The sequence below is a fragment of the Rheinheimera sp. UJ63 genome, assembly GCF_021568285.1.
In the GTDB taxonomy this organism is placed as follows: domain Bacteria; phylum Pseudomonadota; class Gammaproteobacteria; order Enterobacterales; family Alteromonadaceae; genus Alishewanella; species Alishewanella maricola.
The window spans coordinates 178661-194649 of the sequence record NZ_JAKGTQ010000003.1; the positions used below are offsets into that span (position 1 = coordinate 178661).

Genomic DNA, 15989 nt, shown 5'->3' on the forward strand with positions numbered 1-15989 from the left:
ATAACGTTTTAATAATCACAGCACCGTTGTTGAGGAATAGCATGTCAATCGCCAGCGCACAATTGGGTTTTGCCCATCTTACCGATCTACCCTGTTATCGCCTACAGTTTCAGCAAGCCAGTTTAGTGGTGTCACTTTATGGTGGGCATTTACTGTCTTATCAACCGCAACCTGGGCAAGAAACGCTGTGGTTATCGCCACTTGCAAGCTGGCATCAACAACAACCGCTACGCGGGGGTGTACCGATTTGCTGGCCTTGGTTTGGTCCAATTGAAGCCAAATTAAACCCAGAGCAGCAAGCCGTACCCAATCATGGGTTAGTGCGCAATCGAATGTGGACCTTTATCGACAGCCAAGCGCACAGCGATTTTAATAGCCTAACCTTAAACATCAGTATCGATGATATGCCTGGACATCGGGCTAAAACACTCAGCTTAACGCTTTGTTTGCGACTTTATGCCGATAAGCTGAGTATCACACTCGAATGTGACGAACCCCTGTTACAACAAGCCGCTTTACACAGCTATTTCCAAGTGCCCTCGCTGAGCGCTTGCACTGTGCAGGGGTTGGGTCAGCGCTTTATAGATAAAGTTAGGCAACAACAACACTTTATTGAAGCGGATCCCGTCGTGTTTAATCAAGAAATTGATCGGGTTTATCTTGAACCAGCAGCGCAGTTAAGCGTGCAAAGCGGTCAGTATCAGCTACTTATTGACCAACAAGGGCATGACAGCACCGTGCTGTGGAACCCGGCAGCAGAACGTAGCAAAGCGATGGCGGATTTGCCTGATCACGGTTATCAAGAATTTGTCTGCGTTGAAACGGCACAACTGCAGATGGCTACGCCTAGCCCATTGCAGTTAACACAGACATTGCAGCTAACAAAAACAGAGTAACGGCGCTAGCGCCAAATTGCACTGGCACAACTGCAGATTGATAACCCTAACCCACTGCAAGTTAACAAAGACAGAGTCACAGCGTTAGCGCCAACTGGAGGTGAACTGCAGCTGATGCAGTTCACGTTCACCATCTTGATAATCCAAAATCAATTGTAATTGCCACTGCATATCTGGATCGCGACAAGCGCCCAAGAACAGCTCGGCCTGCCAAGTTGTTAACGCCTCAGGCTGTTCTGCTGCTTGCTGGCGCCAGACTAGCGGAATGCGCCCCATATACATGGAAATACCTTGGAGCTCACCGCTGATGGCTCGTAAAGGCTTTTGACTTTGTAAACGGAGCTGTAAAGGGGTTTCTACAGGTGCATGCTCTGGAGAGAGCGTGAGTTGCAGCGTCGCGGTTTGCAGCAACAGTAGCTGACTGGTATTCTCGGCGGGTGGTTGACATGCTGTTAACGCCAATAAAAAGAGTAAAGAAATAACAACGTTAAGCGCAGTTCGTATCAACAATTTATTGCCACTAGATTGTGCTAAAACGCTATTTTAACCGTAACAGCACAAAAAAAACCAGCGCAGCCGAAAAGCGATGATAAATTGAACAGTGACTTTGTTCTACATCATAAAAACGGCTGTTTTACCTATCTTTTGACCGGTAAAACTCGTATCATTCGAGCCAATTATAGTAGGTAAGATTAGGCATTGAGAATATTGTGCCGATAGTACCTGCCTATCACAAGAAGGGCCACCTCAAGGTGGTATATTTAGTAACCAGCAAAACTGCAGCGGAACTCAACATGAGCCAGACCAAACCGTTAAATGTTGAATACAACTATAGCGTTGTCCGCCTCTTTGCCATCACTACCGTATTATGGGGTATTGTTGGCATGGTGGTGGGTGTATTACTTGCAGCCCAGTTATACTGGCCAGCGCTTAACTTCGACACCCCGTGGCTGACCTACAGCCGTCTTCGTCCCTTACATACCAATGCGGTTATCTTCGCGTTCGGAACCAGTGCTTTGTTCGCCACTTGTTATTACGTTGTGCAACGCACCTGTCAGGTACGTTTGTTTGCTGAAAAGCTGGCAATGTTTACATTTTGGGGCTGGCAAGCGGTTATTGTTGCCGCGGCAATTACCTTACCTATGGGTATTAGCCAAAGCAAAGAATATGCCGAGCTAGAGTGGCCAATCGATATTTTAATTACTGTCGTTTGGGTGTCGTTCGCTATTGTTTTCTTTGGTACTTTAGCCAAACGTAAAACCAGCCATATCTATGTAGCCAACTGGTTCTACGGTGGTTTTATTATCACGGTTGCTGCGCTGCATATTGTCAACAGCATGGTTATCCCACTGAATTTAGTTAAGTCTTATTCAATTTATGCCGGTGCCGTCGATGCCATGGTGCAGTGGTGGTATGGTCACAATGCGGTCGGTTTCCTATTAACCGCAGGCTTCTTAGGGATGATGTATTACTTCGTACCTAAACAATCAGGCCGCCCTGTTTACTCATACCGCTTATCGATTGTGCACTTCTGGGCACTGATTGCGTTATATATTTGGGCTGGCCCACACCACTTACATTACACTGCCCTGCCAGACTGGACTCAGTCTTTAGGTATGGTGATGTCAGTGATTTTATTCGTACCAAGCTGGGGCGGTATGATCAACGGTATCATGACCCTGTCAGGCGCATGGCATAAACTGAAAACCGACCCCATCTTACGCTTCTTAATCGTTTCCTTATCATTCTATGGTATGTCAACGTTTGAAGGCCCAATGATGGCCATCAAATCCGTTAATGCCTTATCGCACTATACTGATTGGACTATCGGCCACGTGCACTCAGGTGCTTTGGGTTGGGTTGCGATGATTTCAATCGGCGCGATGTACCACTTAATCCCTACTGTCTTTAATAAAGCCGGTATGTACAGCGTAAAACTGGTCAATACTCACTTCTGGTTACACACTATCGGTGTGGTACTTTACATCGTTGCTATGTGGATTAGCGGTATTATGCAGGGCATGATGTGGCGTGCAGTGAACACTGACGGCACCCTGACTTACAGCTTTGTACAAAGCCTTGAAGCCTCTATGCCCTTCTATCTGATGCGTTTTATCGGTGGTGTATTCGTCGTAACAGGTATGTTAATCATGGCCTACAACGTCTACAAAACGGTAAGTAGTAAACATCCCGCTGCACAGCCTGCAGTGGCGACGGCGTAAGGAGACTGACCATGCAAAAGAATCATCATGAAAAAGTCGAAAAAAGCGTGGGTTTGTTAGGGGTGTTAACAATCGTCGCGATCAGCTTCGGTACCCTGGTACAAATTACACCTTTGATGTTTATGGAAGAAACCACGCAACCGATTGATGGCTTAAAGCCTTATACGGCGCTGCAGATGGAAGGTCGTGATATCTTCATTCGTGAAGGTTGTACCAACTGTCACAGCCAGATGGTGCGACCATTCCGTGCTGAAGTAGAACGTTATGGTCACTACTCTGTTGCCGGTGAAAGTGTTTGGGAACACCCATTTTTGTGGGGTTCCAAGCGGACGGGTCCCGACTTAGCCCGTGTGGGTCAACGGTATAGTGACGACTGGCATTATGCTCACTTAATGGATCCTCGTTCAGTGGTGCCACAGTCAAATATGCCAGCTTACCCGTGGTTAGATGCTAACCTGCTTGATGGCAAGTATACCGCGAAAAAATTAGAAATATTCCGTAAGTTCGGCGTGCCGTACACGGATGAAGATATCGCTGGTGCAGCTGAAGCAGTGCAAGGTAAAACTGAAATGGAAGCCCTGATTGCATATCTGCAATCGCTGGGCACCGCCTTAAAGTAATCGCCATGGAATTTGCAACAGTTCATAGCATTCTGACAGTGATTCTGTTCGTCGCGTTTGTTGCTTTCGTTATTTGGGCTTACAGTAAAAAACGTAAGTCCGATTTCGACGAAGCAGCCAACCTTGTTTTTGATGACGAGCCAGAATCAAAAAAACAACATTCTAAACGGGAGTCGGAGCATGAGTAGCTTCTGGAGTCTTTGGATTTGGGTACTAACCATCCCAGTATTGGTGCTGTGTTTAGTCCTGATCATGTGGAACTTAAAAAACTATGTCGGTGTGCCTGAAGATGAGACCACTGATCACGAAGTGGATGGCTTAAAGGAATTTAACAACCCACTACCAAAATGGTGGACGTACATGTTCCTTGCCACCTTAGTCTGGTCGGTGTTTTACTTAGCCGCCTATCCAGGTTTAGGTAATTACAAAGGTTTCTTAGGTTGGACTAGCTCTAACCAAGGTATCAAATCTTTGGAAGAATCTCGCCAAGCGGTATTACAAGCGCAAGCTGAAGGCCGTAACGTACAGTTAGATATGGAAGTGGCTAAAGCTGATGAAGTGTATGGCCCCGTATTTCAACAATTTGCTCAGCGCGATGTGTTGGACTTAGCCTACGATCCAGAAGCGTTAAAGATTGGCCAGCGCTTGTTCTTACAAAACTGTGCCTTATGTCATGGTTCTGATGGACGCGGCCAACGTGGCTTCCCAAATTTAACCGACAACGATTGGTTATATGGTGGCACAGCAGACAAGATCAAAGAAACCTTATTGCACGGTCGTAAAGCCGCCATGCCAGGTTGGGAAGCCGCACTAGGTGACCAAGGGATCAAAGAGATGACCGCTTATGTTCTGCAGTTATCGGGTCGTGCTGTTAACGAAAAAGATGCGGAAGCCGGTAAAGCGAAATTTGGTATGTGTGCTGCCTGTCACGGTGTTGATGGTCGTGGTAGCGTCGCGCATAACTTACCTTTCGGTGCCCCTAACCTAACGGATAACATTTGGTTATATGGCGGTTCTTCAGCCACTATCGAAGAAACACTGCGGTTAGGTCGTTACGGTGTAATGCCGGCCTTTAAAACGACGTTAGGCGAAGACAAGGTGCATATCCTAACGGCTTATGTGTATCGACTGTCTAATCCGGAAGACTTGCGCTAAACCGCACAGCAATCCGAAGCGCACTAAGCCCCGTAAAGGGGCTTAGTTTTATGAACGAGGTGAGTTATGCAAGAAGATACTAAACCCTGGTATAAATACGCTTGGACCTGGGTGTTAATCGCCATCCCTGTGGTCACCGCATTAAAAGCCGTTCACACCGTTGTGGTGATGCAGCAGCATAAGCCTGAAATCGTCATTGACGACTATTATCAAGCCGGTAAAAGTATCAATATGCAGCTGGCGAAATATCGCGAAGCCGCCCTGCGCAATATGGATGCACGTATTTTGGTCGCCGGTAATCGGGCGGTCATTCGATTTACTGAAAACCAAGTACTGGGTGAAACCATTCATCTTGATTTTTACCACCCTACCCTAGGTGCACATGATTTTGCGGTAGATGCCGAACGCAGTGGCGAGCTACTGTATGTGGCAACATTACCTATTACGCCAGACGGCCGTTGGCGTTTAACCGTATCAGACAAATCCGAAGAATGGCGACTGCGCGCCAACTTAACACTGCCGGCAGAACAAGAAATTAAACTGGGTTATTAAGAAGGATAACGGCTGTGGCAGCAGTTAGGTGTTTTCATTGCCATGAAACGGTACACACCGGCGAGCGTTTTACTTTAAACGTTGACGGGCAACAACATAATTTTTGCTGTGCTGGCTGCCAAGCCGTCGCTGATACCATCTTTAGTAATGGTCTTGCCGATTATTATCGTTTTCGAACGGCTGCAGCCACTAAGAACGATGCCCTACCTTTGGATCTCAGCGCCGAATTAAGCCAATTTGATAACGAGGCGGTGTTAGCCGATATTAGTCAGCAGCATGATGAGCTAACCGATATTGAATTGTCCATCAGTGGTATGAGCTGTGCAGCTTGTGCTTGGCTAATCGAAAAACAACTTCGCAAACTGCCTCAGCTCCACAGTGTGAGCATTAACGCCTCAACCCAGCGAGCATTGCTGCGGTTTGATAGTAAGCAGCTGTCGCTAAGCGCTATTTTACAACGTATCAACGAGATTGGTTATCAAGCCAGCCCCTTTGTGGCCGATCAAGAAGAGCACAAATTCAAACTCGAGCTTAACCGTTATCTCAAGCGGCTCGCGGTATCCGGCATTTTAACCATGCAAGTGATGATGCTGGCTTTTGCGCTGTATTTTGGCGAATACACTGGCATTGAAACAGCCCACGAAGGCTATCTACGTTGGATCAGTTTGCTTTTAACGATCCCTGTGGTGCTGTATGCCGCTAAACCTTTTGTAGTCAGTGCTTGGCGCAGTATTAAAGCACGACAAATGAATATGGACGTGCCGGTTACGCTGGCCCTGTATTACACCTTTTTTGCGTCTGCGTATGCCACCGCGATGCAAACCGGCGAAGTGTATTTTGAATCCGTTTGCATGTTTACTTTCTTGCTGCAATTAGGCAAATTCTTTGAATTCCGCGCGCGTGCGCAAGCCCGCGAAGCGACCAGTAATTTATTAAAAATTATGCCAGTTACGGCCACCCTTCACACCGAACAAGGGCCACAGCCCACATCGGCTCGGCGCTTACAAACGGGCGATATCATCTTAGTTAAAGCCGGTGAAACCCTGCCCGCCGATGGCATAGTAAAAGACGGGCAAAGCTCAGTTGATGAGTCGATGTTAACCGGTGAATATCGCGCGATCAGTAAAACAATTGGCGATACAGTATTGGCCGGTAGCGTTAATCATGATGGTTTATTACAGGTGCAAGTAAGCCGAGTTTTAGCCCATTCGCGCTTAGGTCAAATCATTCAATTACAACAACTGACGCTGAGCCAAAAACCGAAACTAGTCGAAAAAACTGACCAATTAGCCAAGTATTTTGTTGAGCGTTTGTTGGTGATCGCCCTGCTCACTTTCTTACTTTGGTATTTCTGGTGGGATCCCAGCCGCGCATTTTGGGTCACCCTATCGGTGTTAGTTGCCACCTGCCCTTGCGCGCTTAGCTTAGCGACCCCCACGGCGATAACCTGTGCCTTGGCCAGATTAAATCGACAAGGCGTGCTAATTAAAAATGCCCAAGTGCTAGAGGTTTTACCCAACATTAGCCATATCGTGGTAGATAAAACCGGCACCTTAACTGAAGGTAAATTTAGCTTACAACAGGTGCACAGGGTCAACCCTGCCCTAGCTGAAACCGATTTACTAAACTTAGTGGCCAATTTAGAACAATATTCTGAGCATCCGATTGCCCGGGCCTTTGCGCCGTATTTAACGCAGCCCCTAACATTAAACGACGTACAGGTAGCCATTGGCGCCGGTATTCGTGCTCGTTGGCAAGGCCAGCAACTCAAAGTAGGCAGCGCACAATTTTGTGGCGTACCGGCAGAGCTAGAATGGCAGGTGTATTTTACTCTCGATAACCAACTGCAAGCCAAGTTGCAACTCGTCGATAAATTACGCGAAGAAGCGACGGCGTTAATTCAGCAACTGCAGCAGCAAGGCTATAAACTAGGGATGTTAACCGGTGATCACTCGGTACAAGCAGAACAATTAACCGCAGCGTTAAAACTCGACTTTATGCACAAAGGTTGCAGCCCTGAAGATAAAGTTACCGAGATCCAACAATTAATCGCTGCAGGTGCCAAAGTACTGATGCTCGGTGACGGTATTAACGATAGCCCGAGCTTTAACGCTGCGCATATTTCGGTTGCGGTGCAATCTGGCACCGATTTATCGAAAAACCAAGCAGACGTCGTATTTTTAAAAGCCGATTTACGCTTATTACAAAATCTCCTACAAGGTGGCAAACAAACCGCCCGAGTGATCAAACAGAACCTTGGCTGGTCAGTGGGCTACAATCTGGTTATTATCCCCCTAGCCGTTGCGGGTTTTGTTTCCCCTTACATTGCCGTGATTGGCATGTCGTTTAGCTCGCTGTTAGTGGTATCCAATTCATTGAGGTTACTGAAAAAATGAGCATTATCTATGTACTGATCCCGATTGCCATCCTGTTTGTGGCTATTGGCATTGGTATTTTCTTTTGGGCGGTGCGCTCAAAGCAATTTGAAGATTTAGAAAAAGAAGGCTTAAGTATCTTGTTCGACGAAGATAAGCCCAAAGCGACACCACCGAACAAGCCTGATGAACATTGATTATGTCGCGGCGCTGCTGATTGGTTTTTTAGGCAGCAGCCATTGTTTAGTCATGTGCGGTGGTATTGTTGCCGCCTTGCAATTTGCCATGCCATCCCAAAGTGCTTGGCAAAAGTTTCGCTTACAAGTGTTGTTAAGCCTTGGCCGCTTGATTACCTATGCCTGCTTTGGTGGCTTGGTCGGTTATTTTGGTGCGACCGCCATGGGCATAACCGGGGCCACTTTTATTGGGTTGCGTTTATTGGCCGGCTTATTATTACTGGCGATGGCGCTGTATATTGCTAGGCTTTGGTTTGGTTTAACCCGCTTAGAGCGCGCAGGGCAAGGTTTATGGCGTTTCATCCAACCTTATACCAAACGCTTATTACCGCTTGATAGCAGTGGTAAAGCCCTAAGCTATGGCATGTTATGGGGCTTTTTGCCTTGTGGCTTGGTTTATTCGACCCTTAGTTGGAGTTTAGCCAGCGGCAGTGCCAGTAGCGGTGCACTGATCATGTTACTTTTTGGTGTCGGCACCTTACCGGCGTTACTGGTATTTGGCTCCGCGGCTAATAGCTTAGTCAAACTAAAAAACCAATTATGGTTTCGTTACAGCGCGGCATTATTGTTAGCGGTTTATGGTATTTATACAATATGGCTTGCTTTGCATAGACTAGTTTTTTAAGCTGTTACCCTATTAAGGGAAAAAGGGTGTGTGTGATGCAACGTTCAGCTATAAATTGTCAGGATTGCGGTTTTAGTCAGCTGTGTTTACCGTTTTCGCTCAGTGAGCAAGAAATGAGCAAACTTGATGATATCATTCAGCGAAAGCGCCCTTTGCACAAAGGCGATATGTTGTTTGAAAGCGGTAACGAGCTTAAATCGTTGTATGCCATCCGCACGGGCTCCTTTAAAACCTTTACGCTCACCTCACAAGGTGAGCAGCAAATCACCGGCTTTCATTTACCTGGCGATGTCATTGGTTTTGACGCCATCAATACTGAAAAACATGCCAGCTATGCTGAAGCCCTAGAAACCGGTATGATTTGTGAAATCCCCTATCAAAACCTTGAAAATCTGTTAGGTCAATTACCTAAACTGCGCCAGCAAATGATGCGCTTAATGAGCCAAGATATTCAATCTGATCAACAAATGATGTTGCTGTTAAATCGTAAAACCGCAGAGCAAAAATTGGCAACATTTTTAAATCATTTGGCTTCGCGTTATGGCAATCGTGGTTTTTCTGAAAAAGCCTTCCGGCTTAGTATGACCCGCAGCGACATTGGTAATTATTTGGGCTTGACCGTAGAAACCATCAGCCGCTTGCTCAGTAAAATGCACAAAGATGAAATTATTCAAGTTGATGGCAAGCTCATCACTATTTTGGATGCCCCTAGCTTAACCGCGCTTTCAGGCCAGTGTTAACGCCCCTTAACTTGATATAGCACAAACATAAATCCCACTTAATCGCTTATCTTGGTCTACACTTAGATAAGCTTATTGACTTAAGAGGGAAGCTTTAATGTCTATTTACAATAATGTGTTAGTGGTTTTAGATCCGATCGCTGATGAGCAAAAAGCGCTCGATAGGGCCATCGAACTTGCCCGCAAGCAAGGCTGTCAACTGACCGCTTTTCTTAGTGTTTATGAATTCTCTTACGAGATGACCACCATGTTATCGGGTGACGAGCGCGAATCGATGAAACAGTCGGTGATTAAAGATCGCGAGCTTTGGGTCAAAACCTTATTAGAACAACCCAGCGCCTTGGGTTTAGACATCAAAATGCACGTGGTTTGGCACAATCGCCCCTTTGAAGCCGTGGTGAAAACCGTCTTAGATGATGATTATGATCTCGTGATCAAAGGGACGCATGATCATGATGTTTTAAAATCGATGATTTTCACACCGACTGATTGGCATATTTTGCGTAAATGTCCTTGCCCAGTATTGTTAGTTAAAGATCATGCTTGGCCTGCTAAAGGCAATATCATTGCTGCCGTTAATGCCGGTAGTGAGCAAGAGCATCACCTGTCATTAAATCAACGGGTGATCCACAAAGCACAACAAATGTCGCAATTACTCGATGCTAAGGTGCATTTAGTCAATGCCTACCCCGGCACCCCGGTGAATATCGCGATTGAGATCCCCGAGTTTAATCCACAAGAATACAACGACACCCTTCGCCGCCATCATAAAGATGCGATATTAAGTCTGGCCGAAAAACATCAAATCAGCAAAGATCAATGTCATGTGTTAGAGGGTATGCCAGAAGACGTGATCCCGAAACTGGCCAAAAAGCTGGATGCCGAAATGGTCATTATCGGCACTATTGGGCGTACGGGCTTATCTGCGGCGATCATTGGTAATACCGCTGAACATGTCATCGACCGCCTAGATTGCGATGTGTTAGCCATGAAACCCGCTGACTTTATTTGTCCGCTTGAAAAAAGCTAACTATCAGACTTTGGTAAAGGCGCGAGGTTGGGTATAATGAGCGCCTTTTTTCTGGCGGGTAGTTACTGATGTCGCACGCAGCACAAGCAAAAGCTCAATACAATCTGAACAAATTACATAAAAGATTGCGCCGGGGTGTGGGTCAAGCCATTGCTGATTTCGGCATGATTGAAGAAGGTGATAAGATTATGGTCTGCCTTTCTGGCGGCAAAGACTCTTACACCATGCTCGATATCCTGATGAATTTACAGCAATCCGCGCCGGTAAACTTTAGCCTCATTGCCGTTAACCTCGATCAAAAACAACCGGGCTTCCCTGCTGAGGTATTACCTCAGTATTTAAACCAGCTGGGTATTGAATATCTGATTGTTACTGAAGATACCTACTCGATAGTCAAAGATAAAATTCCAGAGGGTAAAACCACCTGTTCGCTGTGTTCACGTTTGCGCCGGGGTATTTTATATCGCACCGCAAAAGAGCTGGGCGCCACTAAAATTGCGTTAGGCCATCATCGTGATGATATGCTTGAAACCCTGTTTTTAAACATGTTTTATGGTGGCAAGATGAAGTCGATGCCGCCTAAACTGGTCAGCGACAACGGTGAGCATATCGTGATCCGGCCTTTGGCTTATTGCAAAGAAAAAGACATTGAAAAATACGCTGTTGCACGGCAATTCCCGATCATCCCTTGTAACCTTTGTGGCTCACAAGACGGCCTGCAGCGCCAAGTGGTCAAAGAGATGCTGCAAGATTGGGATAAACGCTTTCCAGGGCGCATAGAAACCATGTTTCAAGCCATGCAAAACATCGTGCCATCACATTTAGCAGATAAATCGCTGTTTAATTTCGCTGGGCTGACGAAGGGCGACGCTTTAATGACTGAGGGTGATTTAGCATTTGATAAAGCGACTATCCCCAGCATTCCGGTTGGCTTAGAAATAGATAGCGATGATGAGCAGCCGCTGCTACAAGCGGTCGAGTTAAACTAACCCCTGATTATCGCTGCGCTTTAACTTGGCATCATGCTGTTGGAGCGCAGCCTTTCGTTTGGCATAGCGGCGCGCTATGCCTGTTTGCCTTTGATAACCATGCTGCACCTTGGCTTATGCGCATTTTGGCTGCTTAGCGGTGATGTCCAGCTAAACGATACCCAACAGCATATCGCAGCGCGGGCAATAGCGAGCAGCTTAATCCTCTAAAAAACGTCGATTGTAACGGATCATGGCGGTTATCTCTTCGATGTACTCTTCACCGCGCTCAGAATAAGCATGCAGCCCATGCGCTAATGCTTCACCACGTAAGGGGCGATCTTGCTCACGCAACTTCCAGCGGATTTGGCGTAACGACTCATAGGTATGAAAAGTATTCAGATTATAAAAATAACTGCTAATCGCTGCGGAGGCATCTTCAAATCGGGCCACTTCGTGAAACTGATCTTCAGCACGATTTAATGGCACCAGGCCACAGCCCTCCCGAAAGCACCATTGCCCAAAAAAGTTATAGCCTTCCACGGCAAAACGACTGGTACCCCAAGCCGACTCATTGGCTGCCTGCATTAAGACTAAACTCTCCGGAATAATATCCACGCGCAGCAGTAATTCTTGCAGCGATGCCATATCCGTTTCGGTAATATCTAAGCGGAACTCATCATACAAACTATAAAGAAAGGCATATTCGTCGATATGTAAGCGCATATTCTTACGCTTTTTATCTTCAATTTCTAATAATTGCTCGCGCAATAACAGCAAGCGTTGATTCTCGCGACGCACATGAGGACGCAAATAATCAAAAAAAGCTTTTTTCTTTTTGCGGACATCTGTAATAGCATTAAAGTCCGGTAACGGCCGAGCGGGGATTTCAGAGCGAGGATAAGCCAACCGCTGTAGCAGTTTTTTCTGATCAGCCTGCGATAATGCAGACAGCCGAGTTGGGATCTGCCATTGCTCGAAAGACTCGAGCGAATCGCTTTCTTTTAGTGGTTCGAGTTGGCTAAAAGGGCTTAACGTGGCAATCAGCACCCCTAACCAAAACAACACCAGCAATAATTTTCGGAAAAACAGCATTAACCACCTTTGTCATGAAACAACAATTCAACACTATTAGAACGTATTATTATTATTTAACCTGCCATTCTACCGCCTTAGTCTGCTAGATTCGACCAAAAGTTGCTACGCTGGGTTTTTTTACGCATTTTATGCTGAAATCATTGCAAATTTAGTCTGTCTGATAAAAACTGGCTTAATAAGATTTAGCTGTCTGGATGGATATAACGGGGTAAATGGCGAAGATATGAAACCAATTGAACGTTCAACTAAGTTAGATGGGGTATGTTATGACATCCGTGGGCCCGTTGCTCGAGAAGCCAAGCGCATGGAAGAAGAAGGTCATCGGATCCTAAAACTCAATATTGGTAACCCTGCCCCTTTTGGTTTTGAAGCACCCGATGAAATTCTCAAGCACGTTATTCATAATTTGCCAACGGCACAGGGCTATTCTGATTCACAAGGTATCTATCCGGCGCGAGTGGCTGTCGCGCAATATTATCAACAACGGGGTATTCGTGGTGCCGATGCCGATGATGTTTATATCGGTAATGGCGTTTCTGAACTGATTTTGATGGCCTTACAAGGTTTATTGAATACCGCCGATGAAGTGTTAGTGCCGATGCCCGATTATCCGCTGTGGACTGCCGCGGTTAATTTAGCGGGGGGCAAAGCGGTACATTATTTATGTGATGAACAACAGGACTGGTATCCTTCACTTGAGGATATTAAAGCGAAGATCAGCAAAAAAACCCGTGCTATCGTGTTAATCAACCCGAATAACCCAACCGGTGCGGTGTACAGCCCAGAATTCTTACGTGAACTGCTTGAAATCGCCCGGCAACATAAGCTGGTGGTGATGAGTGATGAGATCTACGACAAAGTCTTATACGACGGTACCGAGCATGTCAGCACGGCAGCATTAGCAGATGATTTAGTAATGCTGACCTTTGGTGGCTTATCTAAAAATTACCGCATAGCCGGTTTTCGCATCGGTTGGTTGTTTATCTCTGGTGCGAAAAAGCTCGCCAAAAACTATATCGAGGGTTTAAATATCCTGGCCTCGATGCGCTTATGTGCCAATGTGCCCTGCCAGCACGCCGTACAAACGGCACTGGGCGGCTATCAAAGCATTAATGAACTTACCGTTCCCGGTGGCCGTTTATACGATCAAATGGATTTGGCGCACAAGTTGGTCAATGAGATTGATGGCGTAAGCTGCATGCGCCCAAAAGGCGCCATGTATCTCTTCCCCAAAATTGATTTAAAGAAATATCACATTAAAGATGACGAACTGTTCGTGTTAGATTTTTTACGGCAACACAAAGTGCTGTTAGTGCATGGTCGCGCCTTTAACTGGCCAGAGCCGGATCACTTTAGGATTGTTACACTGCCGCATAAAGATCAATTACGACAGGCAATTAGTAAGCTTGCACAATTTTTACCCAGCTATAGTCAAGAATAAAACATAACGCTTTAACAGCTTCATCGGTAAAAATGCCGTGTTTGACACATCACTGTTGTCAGCACGGCGTCAAGCAGGTATGCTCGGCCAGGTTGTAGCCATCTGGATAGCAAAATGTCTGCTGAATACTTTTTTCAATCTCTGTTTGAAGCTTTTACGACGCAACTTGCTGCAGTCGTATTTTACGCCTTTTCCTTTAATGGCGTGGATATTCCCTTGGTCATGATTTGGCTAATCAGCGGTGCCATCATTTTTACCCTGTACCTCGGGTTTATTAATATTCGTGGCTTTCGCTATGCGATTGGCCGCTTATTCGCCAAACCAGAACGCGATAGCGCCGGTGAAATCTCCCCTTATAAAGCCCTAACCACCGCCCTCTCTGGTACGGTGGGTACAGGTAATATTGCAGGTGTGGCGATTGCTATCAGCCTTGGCGGCCCGGGCGCGACGTTTTGGATGATCATGGCCGGTTTATTGGGCATGTCGACCAAGTTTGTCGAATGTACCTTGGCTGTGAAGTATCGTCAGCAAAACGCCGACGGCAGTATCTCGGGTGGCCCGATGTTCTACATTAAAGCCGCGCTGGATAAATACCATTTACCGCGCTTGGGCTCCGCTTTGGCCATCTTTTTTTCTATTGCTGTTATCTTTGGCTCGGCCGGCTTTGTGCATGTAAACCAAGGCTTTGTGCAAGTAGAAAGTGTAACGGGCTTTGATCAGCCCTGGCTGTTCGGGGTGATTTACGCGGCGCTAATTGGCGCAGTGATTATTGGCGGGATCAAAAGTATTGCCAATGTCACCAGTAAACTGGTGCCTTTTATGTGTGCCATTTACTTGCTGGCTGCCTTGGTGGTGATTGCACAGCATTTACCTGCCGTGCCCAGCGCCTTGCTGTTAATCGTACAAAGTGCCTTTGCGCCCGATGCGGCCTATGGTGGTTTTATTGGCGTGTTGATCCAAGGTTTTCGGCGCGCCGCTTACTCGAATGAAGCGGGCATTGGCTCGTCGCCTATCGCGCATGCGGCTGCCCGAACCAAAGATCCTATCTCGCAAGGTTTTGTCGGCTTGCTCGAACCCTTTATTGATACGGTGGTGATTTGTACCATTACCGCTTTGGTGATTATTTTAACTGGGGCTTATCAATTACAAGGGCTGGATGGCGTACAAATTACCTCGGGTGCGTTTGCTACGGTATTTGATTGGTTTCCGATAGTCTTGATGGTGGCGTTGTTGCTGTTTGGTTTTTCAACCGTGCTTAGCTGGTCTTATTATGGCTTAACCGGCTGGCGTTACATTATGGGTACCGGCCCAAAAATGACCACGCTGTATAAGATTTTATTCTGTGGCATGGTATCGATGGGCGCAGTACCCAGCATTATGGCAGTGTTTGATTTTATCGATTCAATGATTTTCTTAATGGCGATCCCAAATATTCTGGCCCTGTATTTACTGCTGCCAGAGGTAAAAGCCGATTTAAATCGTTATTGGCAAAACCGCGTTAAACACTAGATCGTGTTGAAGTAGCTAAGCCTGGTTGCGCAACTGAGACTTGTGCTGCCAATAAGAGCAACACCTTGCCTTTGGCGCTTCACGCGCGCAGACAAGGTGTTGCCTTAGCCGTATTGGCTAGGAAGGCTGAGCTGAGGGTTAAGCCGCTTGCTCGGTTTTACTGCTTTTCTTTACGGCCGTTAACTCTGCTGCGCTTTGCTGCGACTTCTCGCTGACTTTAGGCTCTTTCGCTGCCGTTTTTGCTGGCGCTTTTTTGGCACCTAAGGCAATTAATACCGCGTCTTTTTGCTGCGCTAAATATAACGCCAAGGTTTCAGTTTGTTGTTCGTCAGCGATTAAAGCGCTGTCTTGAAGTAATAGTTGCAAAGCATCTGCCGTATCGAGCATTTTGTCATAGGCATCCGCCTCAGCTTTTGAGGTAAACGTCATTTTTTCTACTCCATTTCGCTCTACAACATATTTGGTGATTACCGCCATCGTTTTACCCTCTGCTAGAAAACTGTTTATTTATACAGTATAAAT

General features: G+C 46.4%; 17 protein-coding genes. 14 read left to right on the top strand and 3 right to left on the bottom strand.

Annotated elements, in window-relative coordinates:
- The first annotated feature begins 41 nt into the window (after positions 1–41).
- Entirely contained in the window at positions 42–896 is an 855-nt protein-coding gene (locus L1N97_RS10975; RefSeq protein WP_236129812.1) for a D-hexose-6-phosphate mutarotase, read from the top strand.
- Between the two features lie 84 nt (positions 897–980).
- On the opposite strand, the gene L1N97_RS10980 is transcribed toward L1N97_RS10975, so the two are convergent.
- Positions 981–1406 (bottom strand): hypothetical protein, encoded by a 426-nt coding sequence (locus L1N97_RS10980; protein ID WP_236129813.1) that lies wholly within the window; start codon positions 1404–1406, stop codon positions 981–983.
- Positions 1407–1690: 284 nt separating this feature from the next.
- Here L1N97_RS10980 and ccoN point away from each other — a divergent pair, with 284 nt between their 5' ends.
- The 11 genes from ccoN (at position 1691) to ttcA (ending at position 11440) form a co-directional block, all read left to right on the top strand.
- On the top strand, positions 1691–3118 hold the full coding sequence (gene ccoN, locus L1N97_RS10985) for a cytochrome-c oxidase, cbb3-type subunit I (protein WP_229585844.1): 1428 nt from the start codon (positions 1691–1693) through the stop codon (positions 3116–3118).
- An 11-nt stretch (positions 3119–3129) separates the two neighbouring features.
- Positions 3130–3738: a cytochrome-c oxidase, cbb3-type subunit II gene (gene ccoO, locus L1N97_RS10990; protein WP_229585843.1), complete on the top strand. Its 609-nt coding sequence runs from the start codon at positions 3130–3132 to the stop codon at positions 3736–3738.
- Positions 3739–3743: 5 nt separating this feature from the next.
- Positions 3744–3926, top strand: a complete 183-nt coding sequence (locus L1N97_RS10995) for a cbb3-type cytochrome oxidase subunit 3 (protein WP_226750978.1) — start codon at positions 3744–3746, stop codon at positions 3924–3926.
- On the top strand, positions 3919–4893 hold the full coding sequence (gene ccoP, locus L1N97_RS11000) for a cytochrome-c oxidase, cbb3-type subunit III (protein WP_229585842.1): 975 nt from the start codon (positions 3919–3921) through the stop codon (positions 4891–4893). Before L1N97_RS10995 ends, ccoP begins: the two co-directional genes overlap by 8 nt.
- 66 nt (positions 4894–4959) lie before the next feature.
- Positions 4960–5445: a FixH family protein gene (locus L1N97_RS11005; RefSeq protein ID WP_229585841.1), complete on the top strand. Its 486-nt coding sequence runs from the start codon at positions 4960–4962 to the stop codon at positions 5443–5445.
- Between the two features lie 14 nt (positions 5446–5459).
- Positions 5460–7841 (top strand): heavy metal translocating P-type ATPase, encoded by a 2382-nt coding sequence (locus tag L1N97_RS11010; protein ID WP_236129814.1) that lies wholly within the window; start codon positions 5460–5462, stop codon positions 7839–7841.
- Positions 7838–8017, top strand: a complete 180-nt coding sequence (gene ccoS, locus L1N97_RS11015) for a cbb3-type cytochrome oxidase assembly protein CcoS (protein WP_226750974.1) — start codon at positions 7838–7840, stop codon at positions 8015–8017. The genes L1N97_RS11010 and ccoS overlap by 4 nt, the downstream gene beginning before the upstream one ends.
- On the top strand, positions 8007–8681 hold the full coding sequence (locus L1N97_RS11020; protein ID WP_229585839.1) for a sulfite exporter TauE/SafE family protein: 675 nt from the start codon (positions 8007–8009) through the stop codon (positions 8679–8681). Before ccoS ends, L1N97_RS11020 begins: the two co-directional genes overlap by 11 nt.
- A gap of 35 nt (positions 8682–8716) precedes the next feature.
- Positions 8717–9421: a fumarate/nitrate reduction transcriptional regulator Fnr gene (gene fnr, locus L1N97_RS11025; RefSeq protein ID WP_236129815.1), complete on the top strand. Its 705-nt coding sequence runs from the start codon at positions 8717–8719 to the stop codon at positions 9419–9421.
- Positions 9422–9518: 97 nt separating this feature from the next.
- The gene (uspE, locus tag L1N97_RS11030; protein WP_236129816.1) at positions 9519–10451 is read left to right on the top strand and encodes a universal stress protein UspE; all 933 of its coding nucleotides are present in this window, start codon (positions 9519–9521) and stop codon (positions 10449–10451) included.
- 68 nt (positions 10452–10519) lie between these two features.
- A complete protein-coding gene (gene ttcA / locus L1N97_RS11035; protein WP_236129817.1) occupies positions 10520–11440 on the top strand; it encodes a tRNA 2-thiocytidine(32) synthetase TtcA in 921 nt (306 codons plus the stop codon).
- A gap of 198 nt (positions 11441–11638) precedes the next feature.
- On the opposite strand, the gene L1N97_RS11040 is transcribed toward ttcA, so the two are convergent.
- Positions 11639–12514, bottom strand: a complete 876-nt coding sequence (locus L1N97_RS11040; RefSeq protein ID WP_229585835.1) for a glucosaminidase domain-containing protein — start codon at positions 12512–12514, stop codon at positions 11639–11641.
- Positions 12515–12740: 226 nt separating this feature from the next.
- Between L1N97_RS11040 and L1N97_RS11045 the strand changes: the two genes are divergently transcribed.
- Positions 12741–13958: a pyridoxal phosphate-dependent aminotransferase gene (locus L1N97_RS11045; RefSeq protein WP_226750968.1), complete on the top strand. Its 1218-nt coding sequence runs from the start codon at positions 12741–12743 to the stop codon at positions 13956–13958.
- Between the two features lie 114 nt (positions 13959–14072).
- Positions 14073–15467 (top strand): alanine/glycine:cation symporter family protein, encoded by a 1395-nt coding sequence (locus L1N97_RS11050; RefSeq protein ID WP_236129818.1) that lies wholly within the window; start codon positions 14073–14075, stop codon positions 15465–15467.
- A 138-nt stretch (positions 15468–15605) separates the two neighbouring features.
- On the opposite strand, the gene L1N97_RS11055 is transcribed toward L1N97_RS11050, so the two are convergent.
- Entirely contained in the window at positions 15606–15944 is a 339-nt protein-coding gene (locus L1N97_RS11055; protein ID WP_229585832.1) for a YebG family protein, read from the bottom strand.
- Positions 15945–15989 lie beyond the last annotated feature (45 nt).

Coding starts and splice junctions, on each gene's coding strand:
- L1N97_RS10975 (WP_236129812.1), top strand. CDS start 42: ATGTCAATCGCCAGCGCACAATTGGGTTTTGCCCATCTTACCGATCTA.
- ccoN (WP_229585844.1), top strand. CDS start 1,691: ATGAGCCAGACCAAACCGTTAAATGTTGAATACAACTATAGCGTTGTC.
- ccoO (WP_229585843.1), top strand. CDS start 3,130: ATGCAAAAGAATCATCATGAAAAAGTCGAAAAAAGCGTGGGTTTGTTA.
- L1N97_RS10995 (WP_226750978.1), top strand. CDS start 3,744: ATGGAATTTGCAACAGTTCATAGCATTCTGACAGTGATTCTGTTCGTC.
- ccoP (WP_229585842.1), top strand. CDS start 3,919: ATGAGTAGCTTCTGGAGTCTTTGGATTTGGGTACTAACCATCCCAGTA.
- L1N97_RS11005 (WP_229585841.1), top strand. CDS start 4,960: ATGCAAGAAGATACTAAACCCTGGTATAAATACGCTTGGACCTGGGTG.
- ccoS (WP_226750974.1), top strand. CDS start 7,838: ATGAGCATTATCTATGTACTGATCCCGATTGCCATCCTGTTTGTGGCT.
- L1N97_RS11020 (WP_229585839.1), top strand. CDS start 8,007: ATGAACATTGATTATGTCGCGGCGCTGCTGATTGGTTTTTTAGGCAGC.
- fnr (WP_236129815.1), top strand. CDS start 8,717: ATGCAACGTTCAGCTATAAATTGTCAGGATTGCGGTTTTAGTCAGCTG.
- uspE (WP_236129816.1), top strand. CDS start 9,519: ATGTCTATTTACAATAATGTGTTAGTGGTTTTAGATCCGATCGCTGAT.
- ttcA (WP_236129817.1), top strand. CDS start 10,520: ATGTCGCACGCAGCACAAGCAAAAGCTCAATACAATCTGAACAAATTA.
- L1N97_RS11040 (WP_229585835.1), bottom strand. CDS start 12,514: ATGCTGTTTTTCCGAAAATTATTGCTGGTGTTGTTTTGGTTAGGGGTG.
- L1N97_RS11045 (WP_226750968.1), top strand. CDS start 12,741: ATGAAACCAATTGAACGTTCAACTAAGTTAGATGGGGTATGTTATGAC.
- L1N97_RS11050 (WP_236129818.1), top strand. CDS start 14,073: ATGTCTGCTGAATACTTTTTTCAATCTCTGTTTGAAGCTTTTACGACG.
- L1N97_RS11055 (WP_229585832.1), bottom strand. CDS start 15,944: ATGGCGGTAATCACCAAATATGTTGTAGAGCGAAATGGAGTAGAAAAA.